Origin of the sequence: Parasphingomonas zepuensis (assembly GCF_036663735.1) — a bacterium.
Taxonomy (GTDB): Bacteria; Pseudomonadota; Alphaproteobacteria; order Sphingomonadales; family Sphingomonadaceae; genus Sphingomonas.
The window spans coordinates 358212-380758 of record NZ_JAXOJO010000003.1 but is presented as its reverse complement, the minus strand read 5'-3'; the positions used below and the strand labels follow the sequence as shown (position 1 = coordinate 380758).

The 22547-nt window shown below is 68.4% G+C and carries 23 protein-coding genes; 6 read left to right on the top strand and 17 right to left on the bottom strand.

All coding sequences use genetic code 11. The annotated features are described in order from the left end of the window. Positions 1-31: 31 nt before the first annotated feature. A complete protein-coding gene (locus U1769_RS13105) occupies positions 32-2128 on the bottom strand; it encodes a hypothetical protein (RefSeq protein WP_332716591.1) in 2097 nt (698 codons plus the stop codon). Between the two features lie 180 nt (positions 2129-2308). Here U1769_RS13105 and U1769_RS13100 point away from each other — a divergent pair, with 180 nt between their 5' ends. Beyond that, positions 2309-3175 carry a metallophosphoesterase family protein gene (locus U1769_RS13100; protein WP_332716589.1) on the top strand — a complete coding sequence of 289 codons (867 nt, stop codon included), beginning with the start codon at positions 2309-2311 and terminating at the stop codon, positions 3173-3175. Positions 3176-3180: 5 nt separating this feature from the next. Then, positions 3181-4179 (top strand): diacylglycerol/lipid kinase family protein, encoded by a 999-nt coding sequence (locus U1769_RS13095; protein ID WP_332716586.1) that lies wholly within the window; start codon positions 3181-3183, stop codon positions 4177-4179. On the opposite strand, the gene U1769_RS13090 is transcribed toward U1769_RS13095, so the two are convergent. From U1769_RS13090 to U1769_RS13075, 4 genes are all read right to left on the bottom strand, one after another. Next, on the bottom strand, positions 4066-4884 hold the full coding sequence (locus U1769_RS13090) for an oxygenase MpaB family protein (RefSeq protein WP_332717580.1): 819 nt from the start codon (positions 4882-4884) through the stop codon (positions 4066-4068). The two genes, U1769_RS13095 and U1769_RS13090, sit on opposite strands and share 114 nt — an antisense overlap. A gap of 111 nt (positions 4885-4995) precedes the next feature. Next, positions 4996-6246, bottom strand: a complete 1251-nt coding sequence (locus tag U1769_RS13085) for an MgtC/SapB family protein (RefSeq protein ID WP_332716584.1) — start codon at positions 6244-6246, stop codon at positions 4996-4998. Positions 6247-6264: 18 nt separating this feature from the next. Then, a complete protein-coding gene (locus tag U1769_RS13080) occupies positions 6265-6936 on the bottom strand; it encodes an NAD(P)H-dependent oxidoreductase (protein ID WP_332716581.1) in 672 nt (223 codons plus the stop codon). Further along, positions 6936-7079, bottom strand: a complete 144-nt coding sequence (locus tag U1769_RS13075) for a hypothetical protein (RefSeq protein ID WP_332716580.1) — start codon at positions 7077-7079, stop codon at positions 6936-6938. Before U1769_RS13075 ends, U1769_RS13080 begins: the two co-directional genes overlap by 1 nt. 150 nt (positions 7080-7229) lie before the next feature. On the opposite strand from U1769_RS13075, the gene U1769_RS13070 reads away from it, so the two are divergent. Beyond that, positions 7230-9884: a bifunctional acetate--CoA ligase family protein/GNAT family N-acetyltransferase gene (locus U1769_RS13070; RefSeq protein WP_332716579.1), complete on the top strand. Its 2655-nt coding sequence runs from the start codon at positions 7230-7232 to the stop codon at positions 9882-9884. 105 nt (positions 9885-9989) lie between these two features. On the opposite strand, the gene U1769_RS13065 is transcribed toward U1769_RS13070, so the two are convergent. The 3 genes from U1769_RS13065 to U1769_RS13055 form a co-directional block, all read right to left on the bottom strand. Beyond that, complete coding sequence (locus U1769_RS13065; protein ID WP_332716578.1) at positions 9990-11141, bottom strand: L,D-transpeptidase family protein; 1152 nt, start codon at positions 11139-11141, stop codon at positions 9990-9992. 29 nt (positions 11142-11170) lie between these two features. Next, positions 11171-11974, bottom strand: coding sequence for a putative universal stress family protein (locus U1769_RS13060; RefSeq protein ID WP_332716577.1), 804 nt, complete (start codon positions 11972-11974; stop codon positions 11171-11173). A 78-nt stretch (positions 11975-12052) separates the two neighbouring features. Next, positions 12053-12451 carry a response regulator gene (locus U1769_RS13055; RefSeq protein ID WP_332716576.1) on the bottom strand — a complete coding sequence of 133 codons (399 nt, stop codon included), beginning with the start codon at positions 12449-12451 and terminating at the stop codon, positions 12053-12055. A gap of 135 nt (positions 12452-12586) precedes the next feature. On the opposite strand from U1769_RS13055, the gene U1769_RS13050 reads away from it, so the two are divergent. After that, positions 12587-12874 (top strand): hypothetical protein, encoded by a 288-nt coding sequence (locus U1769_RS13050; RefSeq protein WP_332716574.1) that lies wholly within the window; start codon positions 12587-12589, stop codon positions 12872-12874. A gap of 50 nt (positions 12875-12924) precedes the next feature. Here U1769_RS13050 and fixJ read toward each other — a convergent pair whose 3' ends face one another. The 3 genes from fixJ to U1769_RS13035 form a co-directional block, all read right to left on the bottom strand. Further along, positions 12925-13536, bottom strand: a complete 612-nt coding sequence (gene fixJ / locus U1769_RS13045; protein ID WP_332716573.1) for a response regulator FixJ — start codon at positions 13534-13536, stop codon at positions 12925-12927. Next, the gene (locus U1769_RS13040) at positions 13529-15052 is read right to left on the bottom strand and encodes a PAS domain S-box protein (RefSeq protein WP_332716570.1); all 1524 of its coding nucleotides are present in this window, start codon (positions 15050-15052) and stop codon (positions 13529-13531) included. Before U1769_RS13040 ends, fixJ begins: the two co-directional genes overlap by 8 nt. 108 nt (positions 15053-15160) lie before the next feature. Then, complete coding sequence (locus U1769_RS13035; protein WP_332716568.1) at positions 15161-15970, bottom strand: universal stress protein; 810 nt, start codon at positions 15968-15970, stop codon at positions 15161-15163. Between the two features lie 152 nt (positions 15971-16122). On the opposite strand from U1769_RS13035, the gene U1769_RS13030 reads away from it, so the two are divergent. Next, the gene (locus U1769_RS13030) at positions 16123-16635 is read left to right on the top strand and encodes a hypothetical protein (protein ID WP_332716566.1); all 513 of its coding nucleotides are present in this window, start codon (positions 16123-16125) and stop codon (positions 16633-16635) included. On the opposite strand, the gene U1769_RS13025 is transcribed toward U1769_RS13030, so the two are convergent. Genes U1769_RS13025 through hemN form a run of 3 tightly spaced genes read right to left on the bottom strand, consistent with a single transcriptional unit; the run spans position 16632 to position 18925 of the window. Beyond that, complete coding sequence (locus tag U1769_RS13025) at positions 16632-17336, bottom strand: Crp/Fnr family transcriptional regulator (RefSeq protein ID WP_332716563.1); 705 nt, start codon at positions 17334-17336, stop codon at positions 16632-16634. The two genes, U1769_RS13030 and U1769_RS13025, sit on opposite strands and share 4 nt — an antisense overlap. Positions 17337-17382: 46 nt before the next feature. Continuing rightward, the gene (locus U1769_RS13020; RefSeq protein WP_332716560.1) at positions 17383-17601 is read right to left on the bottom strand and encodes a hypothetical protein; all 219 of its coding nucleotides are present in this window, start codon (positions 17599-17601) and stop codon (positions 17383-17385) included. Position 17602: 1 nt separating this feature from the next. After that, positions 17603-18925: an oxygen-independent coproporphyrinogen III oxidase gene (gene hemN / locus U1769_RS13015; protein WP_332716558.1), complete on the bottom strand. Its 1323-nt coding sequence runs from the start codon at positions 18923-18925 to the stop codon at positions 17603-17605. A gap of 123 nt (positions 18926-19048) precedes the next feature. Here hemN and U1769_RS13010 point away from each other — a divergent pair, with 123 nt between their 5' ends. Continuing rightward, a complete protein-coding gene (locus U1769_RS13010; protein WP_332716556.1) occupies positions 19049-19732 on the top strand; it encodes an OmpW/AlkL family protein in 684 nt (227 codons plus the stop codon). A gap of 61 nt (positions 19733-19793) precedes the next feature. On the opposite strand, the gene ccoS is transcribed toward U1769_RS13010, so the two are convergent. From ccoS to U1769_RS12995, 3 genes are read right to left on the bottom strand one after another with little or no spacing between them, the layout of a single operon-like run. Further along, a complete protein-coding gene (gene ccoS / locus U1769_RS13005) occupies positions 19794-19955 on the bottom strand; it encodes a cbb3-type cytochrome oxidase assembly protein CcoS (RefSeq protein ID WP_332716554.1) in 162 nt (53 codons plus the stop codon). Next, on the bottom strand, positions 19952-22114 hold the full coding sequence (locus U1769_RS13000) for a heavy metal translocating P-type ATPase (RefSeq protein WP_443030346.1): 2163 nt from the start codon (positions 22112-22114) through the stop codon (positions 19952-19954). The genes ccoS and U1769_RS13000 overlap by 4 nt, the downstream gene beginning before the upstream one ends. After that, positions 22087-22545, bottom strand: coding sequence for a FixH family protein (locus U1769_RS12995; RefSeq protein ID WP_332716550.1), 459 nt, complete (start codon positions 22543-22545; stop codon positions 22087-22089). Before U1769_RS12995 ends, U1769_RS13000 begins: the two co-directional genes overlap by 28 nt. Positions 22546-22547: the final 2 nt, after the last annotated feature.

The window sequence follows — 22547 nt, the reverse complement described above, 5'->3', positions numbered from 1 at the left end:
GCGATCCGGGCTGTCGATCCCGCAACGCCGATCAGCGTGATGACTCATCGAGTGGATAATAGACATTGTGGCTGCCGGCATCAGTCGGATGCGGCACGCCCTTCGCGATCAGGAAGGCGGCCGCATGAGCGCCGTGCATGCCCTTCGGGATGGTGATCGCGCGCAGCACGACATAGGCATTGCGGTGCAGGCGCGGCACCGGCACCCGGGCGAGATGGCCGGTGGGCGATGCCCGGGTGAGCGCCGCCGACAGGCATATCCAGTCGAGCTCGGTGGCGGGCCGGATCGCTCCCTCGGCGAGCAGCTGGCGGATGCCGGCCTCGCGCGGGGCAACCGCGGCGAAGGTGACGGGCACATCCGCCCGGATGGCGATCGACCCGGGGCCGCCGGGATCGCCGATCATGGCGCCGTCGCCCGCAGGACCGATCGGATCGGCGTCGGGATGGCGCAGGCCGTCCGCCCAGTCGGCATAGCCGGCCGCCCAGTCCGGATCGTCGATGTTGCCGGCATAGGGCGGTGGGCGTTCCGTCCCGTCGAGCCGGAACGTTTCCGGCGCGTAGCCGCCGTGAAAGGCATCGATCGGACGGCCAGTGAACGCGGTTACCGTCGCGGCCAGCCGGTCGAGCATCTCGCCGCCTTCATGGGCATGGATTCCGGCGCCCGGGCGATCGCTGTCGTTGCGGCTGGCGAAATGGATTGGAACCGCCTCCTCCAGCCCCGCCACGGCGTGGCGATGATGGCTGAACACCAGCACGGCGCGCAGCCGCGTCCGCGGCACCGCGCGCAGATCCCACAGGATCGGGCTGTAGCCTGTCAGTACGAGGACCACCGGAGGCCCATCGCTGTCGGCCGAAATCCTGATCGAGCCGACCGGCTGGCTTTCATCGGCGATGGTGAAGCGAGTCGCGATGCCGCCTTCATAAGCCCCCAGCGCGATGATTCGGGCGCCATCCAGCACATGTCCGGCGAGCGGCTCGATCTCGGCAGCGGCAGGTGGCGCCAGGCCGGTGACGACGTCGTTCAGCCGTAGCTTGCCGCCGACCAGACCAGGAGAGACACTGGATTGCCCGGGTCGCGCGGGCGCGATCGCGGTCGGCTCGCTCCATGGATCGGGCTCGTGGAACAGATCGGTCGACAGCCGTTCGCCGAACGGGCGATATTCGAGAATAGACGCCACGCCGTCGCGCGTGACCGACACCAGCGCGCGTGCGCCGCTATCGTCGCCGGCGCCGCGGCAGGCCGCCTGGAAATACCATGCCTGCTGGTCGCGGCGATAGATCCATCCCGTCGTATAGGCGTCGGCGGCTGTGCCGCCCGATCCGGCGACGCGCACGCCGAATGCTTCGATCGCCGCCTTGCGCGCGAGGCGGTGGCTGACGATGCCGTTGCCGAAGCCGATCTTGCCCTTGAACACGATCTGCTCGGGGGAGGGCAGGCGCACGCCTTCTTCCGAGGCGAGCGCCGCGGGCAGCTGTGCGACGAACGTGCCGGCGAAAGGCGGCATCATTTCGTAGCGCACGCTGATCTGTGCCGCGGAGAAATCCGGCGCATGTTCGATATAATAGCGCTCCAGCGAAACGCCGGGCGCGTATAAAGCGAGCCCTTCGCTCAGCCGGGTCTCGAACGCACTCCTGATGCGATGCGCGAACTGCCGGAGATCGGGCGTGCCGGTCAGCACGAAGCTGTCCGACACGATCCGCGCGAGCACGACCGTCTTCGGCCCACCGATCGACCAGCCATGGATGCTGTGGCGATGGTTGAGCAGGGTGGCCACCAGCCGATAACGGCCCGCATCGACCGGAAAGAAAGCTGGCAGGTCGTCCGGCGCGCTGACCGCGGAACCGATGAAATCGAACTGCGCCGCGCCGTTGCCCTCGACGGACACCGGCCGCAGCGTCAGGCTGCCGCCGGATTCGGCATAACGGCCCGGCACGGCATCGCGGATGATCGCGACGTCGAGCCCCGCCCCGGCCGGTGCGCCGGCAAAAGTGACGCTCACCGCGAAACGCCCGGCGCGATCGACCGGCTGGTGGGGAACGGCGGACAGGGCCAGTTCGATGCCGTTTGCCGGCTCGATCAGATGCCAGTCGCGCGTCCTTTCCTCTCCGCCGGAGTCGTCGATGGTCATTCAAGATCCCCGCTTACCCAGCGCGGCTTGTGCCGCCCTAGTCGTAACCGCGCTCTTAAGATGCGGGCGCAAAAGGCCCAGAGCGGTGCCATTCGTGGTGAACCGGGCGTTTAGGCCCGCGAATCCTGGCGAAAAGCCAGGTGCCGGGAAACTCCCCGGCCCGCGGCTCGTTTGCCCGGCATGGCAGCTCGTATCGCGCATCTTTCCGACATCCATTTCGGCGCCAACGATCCGACGATCGTGGCCGCGACCGAGGCCTGGCTGCTCGATCGCCGCCCCGACCTGATCGTGATCAGCGGAGATTTCACGCAGCGCGCCCGCACCGGGCAATTCCGTGCGGCGGGGGCCTATGTCGCGCGCCTGCGCGACGCGGGGTTCACTGTGCTGGCCATTCCCGGCAACCACGATATCCCGTTTTACGACGTCGTCCGGCGCTTCGCTGCGCCGCTCGATCGCTACAAGCGGTTCATCGGCCGCGATCTCTGCCCGTGGTTCGAGAATGAGTCGGTTGCGGTGCTCGGCATCAACACTGCCCGTTCGCTCACTTTCAAGGACGGCCGGATCAACCGCGACCAACTGGCGATGATCCATGATCGCTTCGATGCCGTGGCGCCGGAAAAGACGCGCATCCTCGTCACTCATCATCCGTTGTTCGCCCTGCCGATCGGCACCGGTGGGGAATTGAGCGAAGCGGTGGGCCATCACCAGGATGCCGTGGTCGCGGTATGCCGCGCCGGGGTGCATATCGCGCTCGCCGGGCATTTCCACCGGACCTATGCCGAATCGGCGCGGCGGATGGTGGAGACGGCGGGGTCAGCGCTGGTGATCCAGGCGGGCACCGCGACCTCGACGCGGCTGCGCAACGACGAGTTGCAGAGCTTCAACTGGATCCACGCCCATCGCAACGACGATATCGAGCTGCAGGTGATCGCGTGGGACGGCAGCGCCTTCCAGCGCGGCAACCATGTGCGTTTCACGCGGGAGGACGATGACTGGGTCTCGCGCGACGTCGCCGAGGACATCTTCGCGCAGGCCGTGACGGAGTGACCGGCGTGGATTTGCCGGTGTTGGTGAACCGCACCGGTGGCACGGCGGCATCGGCGGGCGCCGATCTGGGAGAGCGCGTCACGGCCGCCTTTGCCGCGGCGGATACAGATATCGCGCTGCAATTGCTGAACGGCCCCGAGCTGGCCGATGCCGTGCGCGGTGCGTCCGGAGCGCGCGTTATCGTCGGCGGCGGGGATGGGACGGCGGCCGCTGCGGCGGCTGTTCTTGCTGACGGCGCGGTCGAGCTAGGACTGCTTCCGCTCGGCACGCTCAACCATCTCGCGCGCGATCTCGGCATTCCGCGCGATCTCGACGAGGCGGCGGCGCTGGCGGCGCATGGCGATGCGCGGGCGATCGATCTGGGGGAGGTGAACGGGCACGTCTTCGTCAACAACGCCTCGATCGGCCTCTATCCGGCGATGGTGCGCCGTCGGGACGCCTATCGCGAAAGCAGGGGTTTGCCCAAATGGGTCGCCTCGATTCCCGCCGCGTGGCAGGCTTGGACGCATTTCCGGCGCCGGCGGCTGAGCCTGGATACCGGCGGCGGGCCGCGGCCGCTGGCCACTTCGCTCCTGTTCGTCGGCAATAATCGCTATTCGCTCGAGCGCGGCGAGATCGGGGGCCGCGACGTGCTGGACGGGGGACGGCTGTCGATCTTCGCGCTGGCCGCGCCGGGGCGCTTCGCGCTGCTGTGGTTCGCGCTGCGCGCCGTGACCGGCCGGGCCGACCGCAGCGCCGATTTCCTGGCGTTCGGCGACGGCGAAACGCTGACGGTGGAATCGCCCGGTGCTGCGGATGTCGAGGTCGCGCTTGATGGGGAAGTCATGACGCTGGCGTTTCCGCTGCGCTTCCGGATCAGGCCCGGCGCCTTGCGGATCGTCGCGCCGCCGTCAGCCAAAGGCCCAGCGGAGCGTCCGGGCGATGCCGAAGGTGCCGACGCGGACCAGCGGGCGAGTCAGGCGGGGGCCGGCCAGGCCGTGCATGCGGCGCGCCCAGCCCGGTAGCAGGTCAACCGCCGCCTGGAACGTCAGCGCCTGGACCGGCATGGCGGAGAGCGAGCGCGCCTGCTGGCCGAGCACCATCGCCGCGACTTCGCGCGTGCGAGCATCGACGGCGAGTTCCGGCCGCATCGCCGCGATCAGCGCATCGGCCTCGGCGCGGCTGCGCGGCACCGGATCGGCGCCGAGCGCTTCGGCGATGGATGCGAACTCGTCGAAATAGCGGTCCTGGTCGGCGGCGGACATGGTCGGCTCGCTGTAGCGGATCCAGGCATCGAGGAAGCTCACCGCTTCGGACACATGCACCCAGGCGAGCAGCCGCGGATCGCCCGCGCGATAGGACGTGCCGTCGGGCAGCGTGCCGTCGACATGATCGTGGATCGCCCGCACCTTCGCGATCGTGGCCTCGGCCTCGTCCCGCGCACCATAAGTGGTGAGCGCGATGAACCGCGCGGTGCGGCGCAGCCGGCCGAGCATGTCGCGGCGGAAATCGGAATGGTCCCACACGCCGGCGAGCACCGCGGGGTGCAGCATCTGCAGCAACAGCGCAGCAACGCCGCCGACCATCATCGTGGTGACGTCGCCGTGCACGCGCCACACGACCGATCCGGGCTGGAACAGCGCATCGGGGCTGCGCACCACGGGCCGTTCGCCCTTGGCCTGATCGTTGAACACGGCGCGCACCTGCTGGACGATCCCGCGCCTGAGCATGTCGGTGACCGGCGGCGGGCCGGTAAGGGGGTTGGTCGGCACGAAAGCGGGCTCCTCGTCGCGGCATAGCCGGTACGCGCCGGCGGGGACAGGGTTCCGAGCGATGCGCGTTCAGGCGAGCGCCACGGCGATACCCAGCGCGATCGCCACGGCAGCGATAGCGAGCGGCGCTGCCGCCGCGAGATGCGCGCGAGATCGAGATGCGCCGAGCACGAGGCCGGTCTTCAGCACCATGTTCAGCAGCACCGGCATCGCCAGCACGACGCCGGCCATGCGCGGCGCGATCGCGCCCGGCGCCATCGCAGCAAACGCAATCACCGCCGCATCGACATCCGCCAGGCCGATGATCGCCAGCACGCCCGCGACGCCGGCATCGCCATAGGCGGCCAACGCCCAGTGGCTGGCGATGGAGGAGACCGCGACGAAGGCGGCCAGCGCGAGCGCCGCGCCCAGCTCGAGCGGATTGCCGAGCGCGACCGCCTGGCCTTCCCGTGCCGTCTCGCCGCGCAGGCTCCACCAGGTGCCGCCTATTAGGAGCAGCACGGCCGGGCCGAGGATGATCGCGAGCGGCCCGATCGCGTGCGGGGCAAGTACGGCGACCAGCACCAGCACGCGCCCGACGCTGATCGCCGAGGCAAGCGCAATGCCCGCCGCGAGCGCGGCGGCCGCGGCCGATTCCCCGGTCATGCGCCGGGCGAAGGCCAGCGTGACGGCGGTGGAGGAGACGAGCGCGCCGCACGCCGCCATCAGCAACATGCTGCGCGAAGCGCGGGCCCGCCGCGCCAGGATATATCCGGCAAAGGACAGGCCAGTGACGAAGATGATCACCAGCATCAGCTTGTGCGGGTTCAGCGCGCCATAAGGCCCCATCGCGCGATCGGGCATCAGCGGCAGCAGCACGAGCGCGAGGATCGCGAAGCGCGCCGCGGCGCGCAGCTCGGCCGCGCTCAGCCCGCGCACCAGGCCGTGCAGCGTGCCGCGCATCGACAGCAACAGGGTCGCCGCGGCCGCCGCGCCGAGAGCGAGCGCCGGCTGGCCCGACGTCGCGAGCATCGCCAGCGCCAGCACGATGATACCGGCGACCGCGCTGGTCGCACTCAGCTCGCCGGGCTCGCGGCTTTGCCGGATGTAGCCGATCAGGATGATCAGCCCGGCACCGCCGAGCAGCAGGCCGGCCGCGATCGGCGGCAACAGCCCCGCAATCCCGCCGGCAAGACCGAGCAGGCCGAAGGTGCGGAATCCCGCCACCCGGGTGCCGGCGCGTTCGTGGCGGCTGGTCCAGCCGCGCTCAAGCCCGATCAGCAGGCCGATGGCGAGCGCATAGCCGAGAGTGGAGGCGGCAACCGGGTCGAGTTCAGTCATTCACACCGCATCGATCGTTCAGCTGGCGCCGCCCTGGGTAAGCGCCCGAATCCGGGCCGCGTGCCGCTCGCTCAGGGTGACGCTGCAGGTCTGGCGAGCCTGTTCGCGGGCCCGATCCAGATTTTCTCGCATGAAACGCTCGTCCCGGCCATCGACGATCGCATCGAAATGGACATGGGTGTTGTCGGCCATGGCGAAGATCGTGGTCAGATAGGTGTCGAAGGCCTGGCGCATCGACGCCCATTGGCCGTGTTCCTCGAGCCAGGGCATGGTCGAGGCGGACGAGCTGAGGATCACCAGCCGCTTGCCCTCCAGCAGTCCATGACCAGCGCCGGTCTTGATGTCGCGCGCGAGCAGCCCGGCACCGAGGACTCGATCTATATAGCCCTTGATGATCGCCGGCGGCATGCCGAACCAGATCGGATAGACCAGTACGATCACGCTGCTCTCGCGGATCAGTGCTAGTTCCGCGGCGACATCGGGCGCGGGAGCGAAGCCGGGCGCGTCCGGGCGTTCCGCATCCCGCAGCACCGGATCGAAACCGATTGCGTACAGATCCCGCAGCGCCGCCGTCTGGCCGCAATCCTCGACTGCATCGCAATAGGCCGTGGCGACCGAGGCGTTGAAGCTGTGCGCGTCCGGATGGCCGAGGATGACGACGTGACGGATGTCCCGCGGATCGCCCGCCATCACACCAGGCCGTTGAGCGCTACCGCTGCGATCAGCTCGGCCATCACGATGCAGCACAGAAGCGAGCCGCCGATGGCGGCGCGGGGCTGACGTGTCGCGAACGATGCCGCGCGGCCGGTAATTGCATGGAGGGCTGTCGCCATGTCGGGTCCTCACTCAGTGATGCGAGGACTCTACCGATCCCGGCTGCCGGCCATATGCGGGACTATACGGATGTCTGGCGCCGTCACCGCATGGGAGAAGGAAATACGCCGAGGGCCGCGCATCGCGGCGCCCCGTGACGGGAGCAATCCATGACCATCCGCAATCTCGAAGGCCTTCTCCATCCGCGCAGCGTCGCCGTGATCGGAGGCTCGCAAAAGCCGGGCTCGCTTGGCGAAATGGTGCTGTCGAATATCGTCGATGGCGGATTCCCGGGAACGATCTTCGCCGTGAATCCAAGGACGGTGGAGAAAGAGGGCGTGTCCTGGGTGCCGTCGATCGGCGAGCTGCCCGGCGCCCCCGATCTGGCGGTGATCGTCACGCCGGCGGCCACCGTCGCATCGATCGTCGCCGAGCTCGGCGCGCTCGGCACCAAAGTTGCCGTCGTGATCTCGGCCGGCCTGCACGATGCAGCAGCGAAGCAGGCGATCCTCGATGCAGCGAAGCCGCATCTGCTCCGGATCGTCGGGCCGAACTGCCTTGGCGCACTGTTGCCGCATGCGCGGCTCAACGCCTCCTTCGCGCCGCGCCGGCCGGAGCCGGGCCGGCTTGCCTTCGTGTCGCAGAGCGGCGCGCTGGTGACGGCGATGCTGGATTGGGCGGCAGGCAAGAATGTCGGCTTTTCGGGCGTGGTCTCGGTCGGCGACATGGCGGATGTCGATCTCGGCGACCTGATCGATCTGTTCGCAGCGGATGCGAAGACCGACGCGATCCTGCTTTATATCGAAGGCATCACCAATCCCGCGAAGTTCATGTCGGCGGCGCGGGCCGCGTCGCGGATCAAGCCGGTTATCGCGATCAAGGCCGGGCGCTCCGAAGCCGCCGGCAAGGCCGCGATGTCGCATACCGGCGCGCTCACCGGTTCCTATGACGTTCATGCCGCCGCGTTCCGGCGCGCCGGGATCATCCTAGTCGATAGCCTGACCGAGCTGTTCGACGCAGCGCAGGTGCTTGGCCGTCACCGGCCGCGGTCGGGCGATCGGCTCGCGATCGTCACCAATGGCGGCGGGGCCGGGGTGCTTGCGGCGGATGCGCTGCCCGCCACGGGCGGTGTGCTCGCGACTCTGGCGCCGGAGACGATCGCCGCACTCGATCCCCAGCTTCCCGCTGCCTGGTCGCGCGCGAATCCGATCGATGTGGTCGGCGACGCCAGGCCCGAGCGCTTCGCGGTGGCGACGCGGGCGGCGCTGTCCGATCCGGGCGTCGATGCGCTGCTCGTGATGCATTGCCCCACCGCCGCCGCTACCGGGACGGCCATCGCAAAGGCAGTGATCGAGGCAATCGGAACTGCCGATCCGCATGCGCCAAAGCCAGTGATCGCGTGCTGGATGGGCACGCACAATGCCGATGCCGTCCGGGCGCAATTCGATGCGGTCGGCATCCCGCTGTTCGACAATCTCGACGATGCGGTGCGTGGGTATGGCTATCTGCTGGAGGCACGGCGCGGCCAGGACGCGCTGATGCGCGCACCCGCCGGCGTGACCGTCGCCGAGGCGGATCGCGCCCGCGCGCGGGCGATCTTCACCGGTGCACTGGCCGATGGGCGCACGATCCTCACCGGCAGCGAAGTCAGGTCGATCCTCACCGCTTATGGCGTGCCCGTGGTCGAAGGACGGCTGGCGCGCACGGTGGAGGCGATACCTGCCGTCTGCGCAAAATTGTCGCCGCCTTATGTGCTCAAGTTGATCTCGCCCCAATTCCCGCACAAATCGGATATCGGCGGCGTCGTGCTGAACCTGAGCAGCGAGGCGGAGGTCGTATCGGCGGCGCGCGCGCTGGTGCGCCGGGTGTCGCATGACCATCCCGAAGCCTCGATCACCGGATTCCAGATCGAACCGATGATCGCGCCGGTGCACGGCCGCGAGCTGCTGGTAGGCATTGCCGAGGATCCGGTGTTCGGTCCGGTGATCGCCTTTGGCGCCGGCGGCAAGTCAGTCGAGCTGGTTCGCGACCGCGCGCTCGGCTTTCCGCCGCTCGACGATGCGCTCGCCGCGGACATGATTGATTCGACCAGGATCGCCCGGCTGCTCGACGGCTATCGCGACGTACCCGCCGCCAACCGGCCGGCGATCGTCGCGGTGCTCAACGCACTGTCGGCGCTCGTGCTCGATTTTCCCGAGCTGGTCGAACTCGATATCAACCCGCTCGTCGTCGACGAGAAGGGCGTGATCGGCGTCGATGCCCGCGCGCGCATCACGGCGACGGCACGGGAATCGCGGGCGGTGATCCGCCCGGTCCCGATGGAATGGGCGCGCGATCTGGAGACCCGCAGCGGGCTGAAGCTGCATATCCGCCCGGTCCGCCCCGACGACGAGGCGGCGCTGGCCGAACTGTTCCGGCACGTCACCGCCGAGGATCTGCGCTTCCGATTCCTGACCGGTCTGCGCGAGGTGGGCCGCGACCGGCTCGCGGCGATGACTCAGATCGATTATCGCCGGATGATGAATTTCCTGGCGTTCGACGCGGAGGGCACGCTGATCGCCACCGCGATGCTGGCCACCGATCCCGACCGGGTCCGCGCCGAGCTGGCGATCTCGGTCCATGCCGATTTCAAGAATCGCGGCGTCAGCTGGACGCTCGTGCAGCATGCGTTGGACTATGCCCGGGCTGAGGGCATCGAAACGGTGGAATCGGTGGAGAGCAGCGAGAACCATGCCGCGCTCAAGCTCGAGCGCGAGGCCGGGTTCGTCGCGGTCAGCGAAGAGAGCAGCGGGACCGAAGTGGTCGTCCGCCGGCAACTGACCTAGAGCGGGCGCCGCGCGTCGCCTGCTCTAGGTATTGGTTGTCGCATCGTTTTTGCGAAAACCGGTTCCCACTTTTTCGCACGATGCTCTAGCGTTGAGGGGTGGGGGTTAGCGGTCGAGCCCTGCCGCGATGCGACCGTCGCGCCCGTACAGATCATCGAAGAAATGGACGCCGCCCGGCGCGGCCGCATCCGGCTCGGCCGTGAAATAGCCGATGAAGACGGGTACGGGCGCCGCCAGCGGCAGCGTCTTGTTGACGCCGCTCGCCATCAGCTGGTCGAACGCGGCGCCTCCTTCCGGGGACAGCAGGATCTTTGCCAGGAGATCCGGGCGGGCGGTGCGGATGCAGCCGTGCGACAGGGCGCGCCGGTCCTGCTCGAACAATTCGCGGGAGGGCGTGTCGTGGATGAACACGCTGTGCGGATTGGGCATTTCCAGCTTCACCAGGCCGAGCGCGTTGCGCGGCCCCGGGCGCTGGCGCACGCTCACTCGGCCATTGGCGCCGCGCGTGGCGACATAGCCGCGGCGGGCGGATTCGGCCGGCTGGTTGCGGACCATCGCGCCGACGCTTTCGGCGACGATGCTCTGCGGCACGTTCCACCATGGATTGGCGGTGACGCCGGTGACGGCGGTGGCGAAGATCGGAGTCGGGCTGGTCGGCTTGCCGACGATGACGCGGTGAGTCGACACGATGGCATCATGCTCGATCAGGTCGAGCCGATAGGCGGCCGGGTTCACCAGGATATGGTTCGTTCCCAGATCGCGCGGCAGCCAGCGCCACCGTTCCAGATTCACGCGAATCGTCACGCAATGGGCGGGCGTGTCGCACGCCGGGAGCGCGGCGCGCAGCCCGGCATATTCCTTCCCCTGGGGCAGCAGTGCCTGCAGTGCGGGGACGACATCGTGGCGGGCGAGCGCGGCGTTCAGCCATGTCGCATACTCGATCCGGTTGCTGTCGATGCCCCAGCCGGCCCGCGCTGAAGCCGGCGAAGCGCCGACGGCATAATCATGGGCAAGCGCCAGCGCGATCCGGTCGGCGATGCCATCGAGATCGGGGCCGCCGCGATCGATCGCTGCCTGCAGCGAGCGGGTATCGTAGCGTTCGGCGCGCAATCCCTCGCTTGCGCTGCGCTCGGCCTCGCCAAGCAGCGCCGTCGCATCGTGCGGAGACCATCGTTGGATGGGCAGCACAGTCCGGACCGGGGTCTGGGCGGCCGCCACGCCGCAGCCCGTGGCCGCAGCCAGCAGGGCAGCGGCCATCTTTCCATATTGGGCCAACCGATGGTCTCTCAATGTGCGAGGAACAGGGGCACGGGACTCTTGCCGAGCATCGTCCGGGTGACGCCGCCGAACAGCGCCTCCAGGAAACGCTGATGGCTGAAGCCGCCCATCACCACATAGCCGAACTCTCCGCTCGCAGCGAGGTCGAGCAGGGTCTGGGCGGTTCCGGCGTCGCTGCGCGCAACCCGCTGGACGTTCGGGTGGATATCGTGCCGCGAGAGATAGGCCGCGGCATCCTCGGCAGGGGCGATCACCGAACGATCGTCGATCTCGAGGATGACCACGCGATCGGCCAGTTTCAGCAGCGGCACCGCAGCGCGCAACGCCGCAGCAGCAGCGGGCGAGCCGTCCCATGCGACCAGCGCGGCCCCGAAATCGAAGCGCCGGAGCGATTCCGGCACCGCGAGCACCGGCTTGTTCGAGCGCACGATCAGCTCGCCGGCCGTGGTCCGCATGTCCGGCAGCGGAAAGCCATCGAGCTCGCGGTTGACCACGATCAGGTCGGCCAGGCCGGAGGCGTTCTCCAGGCAGCGCGGCAACTCGCCGATGACGTCGCTCCAGTCCCACGGCACTTCCTCATCGGCGAGGCGCGCTTCGAGAACGGAGCGGTTGGTGGCTTCGCGCTCGCGCTCGTCCGCCAGGAGAAGGTTGAAGCCGGCATCGCCGACATAGTCCGCACCGACCAGGGATGGCACGATAGCGACGTCGAGGCAGGTCAGATGGCCCTGCAGCGCGCGGCCGATATCCAGGGCCGCCTGAAGGCGGGCCTCCTGGCCGGCATCGTCGTGTACGAGCAACAAGATGTTCTTCATGATCACCTCCGGGCTTGGGTTGCACGAACCTTAGGAGTCGGCCGGCGCGGCTGACATTGGGATGATTACGCAGTCGCCTCAGCCGATCAGCGCGCCGACCAGCTCGTTCGGGCGCAGCGGCTTTTCGAGCACCGCATCGAACCCGCAGGCCCGCGCGCTGTCCAACAGCGCGGCGGAAGGGAAGGCAGTGATCAGGACCGAGCGCCCGTGCCAGCCGGACCGGCGCATCGCCCGCAATATGCCAAGGCCGTCGCCGTCCGGCAGCCGATAATCGGTCACCAGCAGATCGGTGTCGTCGGGCCGGGGATCGACGAGGAACGGCGCGGCTGTCGCGTAGGAGCGCACATCATAGCCGCGGCCGTGGAGCAGCAGCTGAAGCGAGCGACGCACGGCTTCGTCATCCTCGACAAGGACGGCGCGCGGGCGCACGCCGGGCAGATTGGGGTCGCGCGAGGGCGGCGTGGACGAGCTGGACATGGACACCTGAACCTTGTGGAGGCCCAGTGTGCGCCGGCGATCGGGCGCTCGTCTCTACGCAGTCTTCCGCATTCGGAGCGGAATGCCACTTCCACTTCCGACACTCGCCACCCGTCATTGACCTGGACCGTGGCGATGGCGGAAGACGGCTTCAACACCATGCGAATCCTTTCCCATATCCTCCTCGCCCTCGCCGCCGTCGTCGTTGGCTGCGCGATCCTGGCCTATCTCTATCTGACGAACCTTGCGTGCGGCTACGCGCCCGGTGCGTCCAGCTGTCGGGCCTGGCCGTGGAATCTTGGGAGCGACGACCGGTTCTGGCTGGTCGGGCTGCCATCGGCCGTCGTGGCTGCCCTGATCGCCATCGCTCTCTTCGCGCGTCGCAAGGCGTGCCAACGTCGCGACCGAGAGGGCGGTCGTTAGGGCCGCGGACCGACCATCCGGCGCCCAGCTGCTCTCCCGGTTAAGCCTGCCTAATTGGCGAGTCCGGCCGCGAAGGCGATGCGCAGCGCTTCCGAAAGGCTGTGCACTTCCAGCTTGGTCATGCAGTTGGCGCGGTGGACCTCGACGGTGCGCGGCGAGATGCCGAGATCATAGGCGATCGTCTTGTTCGGATGTCCGCGCACCAGCCCGCGCAGCACATCCTGCTCGCGCGGGGTGAGGGCGGCGATGCGGACGGCCGCTTCCTGTTCCGACGCCACTGCCTGCTCGCGTTTGCCGAGCCGCTCGAACCCGCGCTCGATCGCTTCGAGCAGATGCGCCTTCTCGAACGGTTTTTCGAGAAAGTCGACGGCACCGGCCTTCATCGCCTGGACCGCGATCGAGATGTCGCCATGCCCCGTCAGTACGATCACCGGCAGCGCGATCCCGCGGCTGTTCAGTTCGCGCTGGACCTCGAGCCCGTCCATTTCCGGCATCCGCACATCGAGCAGGATGCAGCCTGGATCGGCCGATTTCGCTTCCTTCAGGAAGGCGACGCCCGATTCATAGGCCTTCACGTCGAAACCCGACGTCCGCAGCATGAAGCCGGCGGAGCGGCGGATCGCCTCTTCGTCGTCGATCAGATGGATGAGTCTTTTATCCATGTGTGTCCTCGCTGTCCGCGCTGAGGATGGTGAAGTGGAACACAGTACCGCCACCCTCCCGCGGTTCGGCCCAGATGCGCCCGCCATGCGCCTCAACGATCGTCCGGCAAATGGAGAGGCCGAGGCCCATCCCGCGCTCCTTGGTAGTGGCGAAAGCCTCGAACAGTTTCGGGGCAAGGGCGGCATCGATTCCCGATCCGGTGTCCGCCACGGATACTCGAATCAGGCCGCTGCCCTCGCGCCGGCTAGTAACGAAGATATCCCGATCGGCGCAATCCGTGAGCGCTTCGAAGGCGTTACGCAGCAGGTTCACCAGCACCTGCTGGATCTGCACGCGATCCACGACCGCGTGCGTCGCGGCGGGATCGAGATCGAAAAAGGCGCGCACGCCGCGTTCATGGGCACCCGAGAGGCCGAGGCGGCTCGCCTCGTCGATCATGACGGGCAGCTCCTCCACCGTCTTCTCGACTTCGCCGCGCGACACGAAATCGCGCAGCCGGCGCACGATCTGGCCGGCGCGCAACGCCTGCTTGGCGGCCTCATCGATCGCTTCGCGCAGCAATTCCTGATCACCTGTGCCGCCGGCGTCGAGCAGGTCGCTACTGGCCTCCATATAATTGGCGATGGCGGTCAGCGGCTGGTTCAGCTCATGCGCCAGCGTCGAGGCCATGGTACCCATCGCGCTGACGCGGGAGACATGGATCAGCTCGGACTGAAGCTCCTTGACGCGCAGTTCCGCCCGCTGCTGATCGGTGAGATCGCGGATGAAGCCGGTGAAGATGCGGTGCCCCTCGCTGCTCGCTTCCCCGACCGAGAGTTCCATGGGGAATTCGGTGCCGTCGCGGCGAAGACCGACGACGATGCGGCCGATGCCGATGATGCGACGCTCGCCGGTCCGCTTGTAGCGTTCGATATAGTCGTCGTGCCGGTCGCGATAGGGGCTGGGCATCAGCATGGCGACGTTGCGGCCGAGCACGTCGGTTTCGACGTAGCCGAAGAGCCGCTCGGCGGCCGCGCTGAACGAGCGGATCTTGCCGACCTCGTCGATCACGATCATCGCATCGGGAACGGTCGCCAGGATCGATCGGACATGCAGTTCGCTGCGCGCCAGCGCGTCCTCCGCGGCCTTGCGGCCGGTGATGTCGTAGATGGTGTGGCCGAAGCCATGATGGGCGCCGTCGGGGCCGCGCAGGGTGACGAGCGCGACGTCGGCGAGAAATTCGGAGCCATCCTTGCGGATGCGCCAGGCTTCCTTGTGCAAGGTCGTGCCGGCGAGCGCCTCGGCCCGGTCGCTTTCGGGAAAGCCCCGTTCGATGTCGCTGGCGGGGTAGAGCAGGCCGGACGATTGCCCCAGGATTTCGCTTGTGCTCCAGCCGGTCAGCAAGGCGGCGCCCCGGTTCCAGCTCCTGACCAGGCCCTGCGGGTCGGTCAGGAACATGGCACGGTCGGTGGCGCTGTCCACGAACAGGGCAAGGTCGCCGCCAAGCCCGTCGGCCTGCCCGATATCGTCAGTCATGGTCATACGGAACTTCGCGTGCGGGTTGAGGAAGGGCAAGGATCGACGATGGCGGCAAAGCCCGGCCCTGACCAGCCGAATCCTGATCAACCCGGGCGCGTCAGTCGTTCAGCGACGGTGCACCAGCAGGACCGGGACAGGGCTGTCAGAGAGCATGCGCTCGGTGACGCCGCCGAACACGGATTCGATGAACCGGGAATGGCCGAAGCCGCCCATCACGACATAATCCACGCCGCCGGTGGCCGCTTCGTTCAGGATGACGATCCCGGCAGGATCCGACAGCAGGACATCGCGCCTCACGATCGCCCTGACATGATAGCGGGCGAGGTAGCGCACGACATGCTCGATCGGGAGCTTGAGCGAGCCATCGTCGACATGCATCACGGTCACCGTGCCCGCCAGCTTGAGCAGGGGAAGGGCGGTCTGCAGCGCCGCCTCGGCGTCCGCGGAGCCGTCCCACGCGACGAGCGCGTGGCCGTTCACCTTGAGCCCGGTCGCATCGTCCGGAACGGCGAGCACCGGCAGCTTCGCCTCGACGATCAGCCGGCCGGCGACATCGAGCGTGTTCGGGTACAGCGCATGATCGAGTTCCCGGTTCACCACCACCAGATCGGTCAGGCCGGAAGCGTCGCGGATGCAGGTGGTGAGATCGCCAGTAGCCGCGATCAGATCGAACGGCACATTCTCGCGCTCCACCGCAGCCCGGACTTCGTCGATGTTGCGGCGTTCTCGGGCCTGTTCGTCCGCAAGCAGCAGCGCCTCGCCACCCATCGGCACATAGTCGGTAACGACTTCCGGGATGATCGTGACGTCGAGAATGGTCAGGTGGCCGTGAAGCGCACGCGCCACGTCGATCGCGACGCGCAGCCGGGCGTCCTGGCCCCGATCGGCATGGGCGAGCAGCAGGATGTTCTTCATGAGAGGTCTCCCGTCAGGAGAGGCGAAGCTATGCGGCGGGCCGTGCGCGCAACATTGGGAAGACTACGCAGTCGCGCATCAGGGGCACTGCCGCTTGATCGCGGTCAAAGCTTTGCGCCTGTCGCCGGGCGAGAAAGCGGTGGGAGAAGCCGATGCCAGCCACACCGCTCACCGATCTCGATCTCGTCTTTGCCACCGACCTGGACGGCGCGCTGGCCGAATCGCCGCGCGAGCAGCTCCAGGACGATCATGATGCCCAGCGCGCGCTATGCGCCGAGCTCGAGCAGATCGCCGATCTGCTGCCCGCGCTGCCGCCCCCGGCCCGCATCCGGCGGGTTTGCGCGCAGATCGACTGCGTCACCTCCAGCCATTTCCGTCGCGCCGAAGCGATCCTGGCCGGCCTCGCCGCCGGGTCGCGCGGTGCCGTTCACGCGCCGCTGCTGCCCAGCCTGACGGAAATGCATGCGCTCGATGCCGTGCACGGACAGGATCTGGTGGCGGTGCTGTGGGACAGTACCGCGCGTGGTGCGGTCGAGCGCCCCGGTGAGCTTGGCTATATGCTCAGATGCTTCTTCGATGGATGCCACCGCGCCATCGCGTTCAAGGACATGCTCCTGCTGCTGCTCGACGATGGCGCGGGCGAGCAGCCGGCCGGGCTGCATTAATCGGGGTTGGCGACGGCCTCGAGCAGGCCGCGCGCGTTGACGTCGACGCTGCGGCCGCCCCGCGTCAGCGAGATCGCGCCGAGGCCCTTGAGCCTGGTCAGCTGGCGGCTGACCGTCTCGATCGTCAGGCCGAGGAAATCGGCCATGTCGCCGCGGCTGATCGGGATCTCGAAGCTGGTCGCCTCGGCCGCGCGTCCCGATCCGGCGCGATCGACCAGATCGAGCAGGAAGCCGGCGACTCGCTCCTGCGCGCCGCGCTGCCCGAGGGTCAGCATGCGCTCGCGCGCGTCGTTGAGCGAGGTCATGGTCCGCCGCAACAGGGCGTGCTCGAGCCCCTGATGCTCGCCGAGGACGCGCTCGAACCGTTCGCGCGGGAACAGGCAGAGTTCGGTTTCCACCAGCGCGGTCGCGGTCAGGGTGGATTCCTCCATGAAGGGCTGGCCGACGAAATCGCCGGCGAACAGCAGGCCTACGATCTGCTCGCGGCCATTCATGGTCGACGCGGTGATCTTAAGGATGCCGGATACGACGTTCGCGCAGAGCAGATTGGCGTCGCCGGCCCAGGTCAGCACCTGGCCCCCGCCCAGGACGCGGCGGCGCCCGATCGCGCTGAGCGCGCTCAGGACGCTTTCGTCGATGGTGGAACAGAGGCCAGCCTCGCGGACGAGGCAGTCGAGACAGCGGTCGGGTGTGTCAGCCATGCCCCCCTATCGGAAGAATGGGGGGCTCCGTCCGTACGTAAAGTTCCTAGGCTTCCTCGCCCGTCGCCAGCTTCTTGCGCGAGCACAAGGCGTGGCAGGCCGGCGAGCAGTCGCTTTTCGGCCGTGGTGGGGAGCCATCCAGCGGCAGCTCGATCATCCCCGGCGTGCCGCACACCGCGACGAGGATGCCCGGCGGCGCCAGGGGCATGGCCGAGAGCGAGAGGTTGCCCAGCGCGAGCAAGGCGAGGGCAGGGCCGGTCAGCATGCTAGACGGCATTGCTGAAGCGGACGGCGCTGTGCCCGCGATAGGGATCGAGCGTGGCCACGATCGCGCGGGCATAGGGCACGGCGTCGGCGGCGATCGACACATGGCCGCCGTTCCAGGCGACCAGCCCGTGCTGCTCGAACGGCGCGAGCCGATCGCGCACCTCGGCAAGGCCGGGCAGGGCGCGCAGATCGGCATCGCCGCGGCACAGCAATTGCTCGATCGCGGCGCCGATGCGTTGATCCTGCGCCGTGCGGCGCAGCCCGCGCGCCGTGGCGAAGCCGCCATTGCCGATGCGCAGGTGATAGCGGCCGGCATTCTTCTCGTTCTGGAGCAGCCAGCCGGGAAAGGCGCTGATCGCCGAGGCGCCGAGACCGAGCAGGATGCGTGACGGATCCTCGGTGAAACCCTGGAAATTGCGCCGTAGCGCGCCGGCGCGGGCGGCACGGGCGATCTCGTCCTCCGGCAGGGCGAAATGATCGAAGCCGATCGGCTGGTAGCCGGCACCCGCGAGCCTGGCATGGGCCATCGCCGCTTGCTCGAAGCGAGTCGCCGCATCGGGCAGGGCGGTCGCGTCGATCTGCCGCTGGCGGGGCAGGAGATGCGGCACATGGGCGTAGCCGAACACGGCGAGCCGGTCCGGCTGCAGCGCGATCGCCTCATCCAGCGTCGTAGCGAGATCGGCGACGCTTTGCCCGGGCAAGCCGTACATCAAATCGAAGTTGATCGAGCCGACAAAGGCAGCGCGAAGCTGCGTGACGACGCAGGCGATTTCCTCGATCGGCTGGATGCGGCCGATCGCCGCCTGGATGTGTGGCGCGAACGTCTGCACGCCGAGGCTGACGCGCGACACATTGTGGCGGGCGAGCGCGGCGGCCCAGTTCCAGTCGAACCCGCGCGGATCGATCTCGATCGAGACGACCGGATCGTCGCAGCGAAAGGCAGTGGCGATGCGGTGCATCAGCGCATCGAATTCCTCGGGCGCGATGGCGTTGGGGCTGCCGCCGCCCCAGGCGATCCGGCGCACCACGCCGCGACCGCCCAGCCGCGCGCCGACCAGATCGATCTCCTCCGCTAGGCGCTGGAGATAGGCCGAAACCCGGCCCGAGCGGTTGGCCGCACCTGTGTTGCAGCCGCAATACCAGCAGATTTCCCGGCAATAGGGAATGTGGAGATAGAGCGAGATGCCCTCGTCCGCGCCGACGGTGGCGAGCGCCGCCGCCATGTCGCGCGGGCCGACATCGTCGCTGAACTCCGCGGCGGTGGGGAAGCTGGTATAACGCGGGACAGGCGTTGCGAGCAGATCGGGATGATAGCGCCACATGCCGTGACGCTGTCACTGAACTGGCCGGCTGGCTTTGACGCCCGTCAAACCATGTCTTGCGTACGCTCAAGGCCGCGGGGCCGCCGCGCTTCTATTCCGCCTCCAGCACTAAAGGAGGCTGAAATGAAATACCGCAACAGCATCGCCGCGACGGCATTGCTCGGCATGGCGATCGTCGCCGCACCGGCGAGCGCGCAGGAGAAGCAGAGAATCGAGGCGGGCGACGTGCTGTTGCGAGTGCGCGGCATCCTGGTCGCGCCGACGGAAAAGACCAGCGGCATCGCGCCGACCTTTCCGACCGAGCATGCCAGCGTCAACAACAGCGTTATGCCCGAAGTCGACGTGACATGGATGGCGACCGACTCGATCGGGTTCGAATTGATCGCGGCGACGACCAAGCACAGCGCCTCCGGCACGAGCGGCACGACCGGCGGGATCGGCAAGCTCGCCTCCACCTGGGTGCTGCCGCCGACGCTGACCGCGCAATATCACTTCAACAGCGCGGGCGCCGTCCGCCCCTATGTCGGCGCGGGCATCAACTACACGATCTTCTACAGCGAGAAGGCTTCATCCGGCCTGAAGAGCGCGGTGGGGCCGACGAAGGTGCACATGTCCGACAGCGTCGGCTGGGCAGCGCAGGCCGGGATCGACGTGGACATCACGCCGAAATTCTTCCTCAACCTCGACGTCAAATATATCGACATGGATACCACAGCCACGTTGCGGACCACCGCGATCGGCACGCAGAAGCTGCGGGTTCATCTCGATCCGGTCGTGGTCGGCGTGGGGGTGGGTTTCCGCCTCTGAGCCGCGATGCAGGAAGGAATGGGGCCGGCAGCGATGCCGGCCCCTTTTTTATTGGGTTCGATCAGTCCCGGTCAGCGGGCGCTTCATCCTCGTCGATCAGAATCCGAAGCGCGGCGCCATCGAGATCGTCGAACTGGCCCGAACGGACCGTCCAGAAAAAGGCGGCCAGTGCCGTCAAGCCAAGGCCGAGCGCGAGCGGGATGAGCAGGGCGAGGCCGTTCATCGCGCCGCACGCCTCAGGCGCAGGGCGTTGGCGACGACCAGCAGCGAGGATCCCGACATCGCCAGCGCGGCGATCAGCGGGGTGACCAGGCCGGCAATCGCGAGCGGCACGGCCAGGACATTATAGCCGATCGCCAGCGCGAAATTCTGCCGTACGACCGCCATGGTCCGGCGGGCGGCGGCGATCGCGATCGGGACGGGCATCAGCCGATCGCCGAAGAACACCAGATCGGCCGCGAGCTGGCCGACATCGCTGCCCGTCGACGGCGCCATCGCCACATGGGCGGATTTGAGCGCAGGCCCGTCATTCAGCCCGTCGCCGACCATCAGCACATGCCGTCCGGCCGCCTGAAGCGTCTCGATCGCGCGATATTTGTCGGCCGGCGACATGCGGGCGCGGCCGGCGATGCCGAGCCGCGCGGCGAGCGCCGCCACGACCTGGCCGGAATCGCCCGACAACAACTCGGGCGTGAAGCCCTGTTGCCGGAGCCGCGCCATCGCCGCCGTGGCGTCGGGTCGCAGCGTATCTTCGAAGCGGATCAGATGGGCTGGACTGCCGGCGAGGCCGAACGCGGTCGTCACCCCGGCCCGTTGCACATGACTCGCGTCGACCCAGTCGGGTCGGCCAAGGCGGACGATCCGGTCGCCGAGCAATGCCTCCATGCCAAGGCCGGGATGCTCGACCGTCGCAGCCAACGAGACAGGCGCGACGCCGGCACGATCGAGCGCGGCCGCCAGCGCCTGCGACAGCGGATGCCGGCTCGACCGCGCGAGCGACAGCAGCGCGCCGCGCTCGACCGGGTCCTCGGGAATGCCGTCCAACGGCTCGATCCGTGCCAGGGTCACGGTGCCGGTCTTGTCGAGCAGTACGGCGTCAGCGCCGGCGAGACGCTCGAGCGCTGATCCGTCCTTGATCAGCACGCCAGCGCGGAGCAGGGCGCCCGCCGCGACCACCTGGGCGATCGGCACGGCGAGCCCGAGCGCGCAGGGGCAGGTGATGATCAGCACCGCGACCGCGATCATCAGCGCCTGGTGGACCCCGGCGCCCGCGATCAGCCAGCCGGCGAAGCTGAGCAGCGCGAGCGTGTGGACCGCCGGCGCGTAGAGCCGCGACGCACGATCAGCGATGCGGACATAGCGCGACTTGCCCTGGCCGGCGGATTCCATCAGCCGCGCGATGTCGGCGATCGCGGTGGCGTCGCCGGCGGCGGTCGCGCGGATCGTGAGCGGCGCGGTGAGGTTGATCGTGCCGGCCAGCACGATGCTGCCGGGCAGCGCGGATTCGGGCATGGATTCGCCGGTGACCAGAGACCGGTCGACATTGCTGCGGCCCAGTTCGACCACGCCGTCGACGGCGATCCGTTCGCCCGCCGCGACCAGCACGCGCATGCCAGGTGCGATCTCGGCGGCTTTGCGCCATTGAGTCGTCCCGTCCGGCCGCAGCACGAGCGCGTCGGTCGGCACGCGGCGCATCAGGGCGGCGACGCCGTCCTGCGCCCGCGCCCGCATCGCGCTGTCGAGGAAGCGTCCGGCGAGCAGGAAGAACAACAGCATCACCGCGCCGTCGAAATAGGCGTCATGCCCGCCGGTGGCGGTCTCATAGAGGCTCATCGCGGCGGTGAGGGTCACGCCGATCGAGATGGGCACGTCCATGTTGGTGCGCCCGTGGCGCAGCGCGGCCCAGGCGCTCCGGAAAAAGGGCTGGCCGGCAAAGGCGATCGTCGGCAGCGCGATCAGCGCCGACAGCCAGTGGAACAGCGACCGGGTCGGGCCTTCGGCGCCGGACCAGATCGCGACTGACAACAGCATGACGTTCATCGCGGCGAAGCCGGCGACCGCCATCGCCAGGACGAGCGAGCGGCTTTCGCTGCGCGCCGCGCCATCGGTATCGCCCACAAAGGGGCGGGCGGTGAAGCCGAGCCGGCCGATCGCCGCCTGCAGGCTCTCCTCCGCCAGGGCGTCGTGCAGGATGCGGACTCGCTTGCTGGTGAAATTGACTCGTGCCGATGCCACGCCGGAAACGCGCGCAAGGCCATCCTCGATCTTCGCGATGCAGCCGGCGCAGGACATGCCTTCGATGGTGAAGCTGCTCTCGACACCCTCAGGCGCGGCGGCGATCGGCAGGAGCGCGTTCACAGCCGTACTTCCTCGTCGAACCATGCCGTATCCCGGCCATCGCGCAGCCCGACATGCAGCTGCCAGCGCCCGGCGGGCAGCGCCTGGTCAGCGACGAAGCTGCCGTCGCCGCCGGGGCTGAAACGCAGCGTGCGGGCGGGCACGCGGCCGAGCGGATGCGCCGCGGTCGCGCTGACCGTCGCGCCTGCCAGCACGCCTTGCGGGCCGCGCGGAACGATCCGCACCCGGCGATCGGCCCCCGCCGCGACCTCGACCGACCAGCCCAGCGCCCGCTGCGCCCGCGCCTCGGCCAGCCATGTGTTGAAATGCTGGCTGGCGACATAGCTGTTGTCGACGACCGTCCCGCCGAAAGTGCTGACCGCGTAGCTCGCCATCAGGAAATTGACGGCGATCACCACGCCGAAAAAGGCGATCATGATCCCGGTCATGTGCCAGCCGGTGAAACGTCGTGCCATTG

Bases quoted from the DNA above. Each gene is read 5' to 3' on its own strand.
- U1769_RS13105 (WP_332716591.1), bottom strand. From the start codon at position 2,128: ATGACCATCGACGACTCCGGCGGAGAGGAAAGGACGCGCGACTGGCAT.
- U1769_RS13100 (WP_332716589.1), top strand. From the start codon at position 2,309: ATGGCAGCTCGTATCGCGCATCTTTCCGACATCCATTTCGGCGCCAAC.
- U1769_RS13090 (WP_332717580.1), bottom strand. From the start codon at position 4,884: ATGCTCAGGCGCGGGATCGTCCAGCAGGTGCGCGCCGTGTTCAACGAT.
- U1769_RS13085 (WP_332716584.1), bottom strand. From the start codon at position 6,246: ATGACTGAACTCGACCCGGTTGCCGCCTCCACTCTCGGCTATGCGCTC.
- U1769_RS13080 (WP_332716581.1), bottom strand. From the start codon at position 6,936: ATGGCGGGCGATCCGCGGGACATCCGTCACGTCGTCATCCTCGGCCAT.
- U1769_RS13075 (WP_332716580.1), bottom strand. From the start codon at position 7,079: ATGGCGACAGCCCTCCATGCAATTACCGGCCGCGCGGCATCGTTCGCG.
- U1769_RS13070 (WP_332716579.1), top strand. From the start codon at position 7,230: ATGACCATCCGCAATCTCGAAGGCCTTCTCCATCCGCGCAGCGTCGCC.
- U1769_RS13065 (WP_332716578.1), bottom strand. From the start codon at position 11,141: ATGGCCGCTGCCCTGCTGGCTGCGGCCACGGGCTGCGGCGTGGCGGCC.
- U1769_RS13060 (WP_332716577.1), bottom strand. From the start codon at position 11,974: ATGAAGAACATCTTGTTGCTCGTACACGACGATGCCGGCCAGGAGGCC.
- U1769_RS13055 (WP_332716576.1), bottom strand. From the start codon at position 12,451: ATGTCCAGCTCGTCCACGCCGCCCTCGCGCGACCCCAATCTGCCCGGC.
- U1769_RS13050 (WP_332716574.1), top strand. From the start codon at position 12,587: ATGGCGGAAGACGGCTTCAACACCATGCGAATCCTTTCCCATATCCTC.
- fixJ (WP_332716573.1), bottom strand. From the start codon at position 13,536: ATGGATAAAAGACTCATCCATCTGATCGACGACGAAGAGGCGATCCGC.
- U1769_RS13040 (WP_332716570.1), bottom strand. From the start codon at position 15,052: ATGACTGACGATATCGGGCAGGCCGACGGGCTTGGCGGCGACCTTGCC.
- U1769_RS13035 (WP_332716568.1), bottom strand. From the start codon at position 15,970: ATGAAGAACATCCTGCTGCTCGCCCATGCCGATCGGGGCCAGGACGCC.
- U1769_RS13030 (WP_332716566.1), top strand. From the start codon at position 16,123: ATGCCAGCCACACCGCTCACCGATCTCGATCTCGTCTTTGCCACCGAC.
- U1769_RS13025 (WP_332716563.1), bottom strand. From the start codon at position 17,336: ATGGCTGACACACCCGACCGCTGTCTCGACTGCCTCGTCCGCGAGGCT.
- U1769_RS13020 (WP_332716560.1), bottom strand. From the start codon at position 17,601: ATGCTGACCGGCCCTGCCCTCGCCTTGCTCGCGCTGGGCAACCTCTCG.
- hemN (WP_332716558.1), bottom strand. From the start codon at position 18,925: ATGTGGCGCTATCATCCCGATCTGCTCGCAACGCCTGTCCCGCGTTAT.
- U1769_RS13010 (WP_332716556.1), top strand. From the start codon at position 19,049: ATGAAATACCGCAACAGCATCGCCGCGACGGCATTGCTCGGCATGGCG.
- ccoS (WP_332716554.1), bottom strand. From the start codon at position 19,955: ATGAACGGCCTCGCCCTGCTCATCCCGCTCGCGCTCGGCCTTGGCTTG.
- U1769_RS13000 (WP_443030346.1), bottom strand. From the start codon at position 22,114: ATGGTTCGACGAGGAAGTACGGCTGTGAACGCGCTCCTGCCGATCGCC.
- U1769_RS12995 (WP_332716550.1), bottom strand. From the start codon at position 22,545: ATGGCACGACGTTTCACCGGCTGGCACATGACCGGGATCATGATCGCC.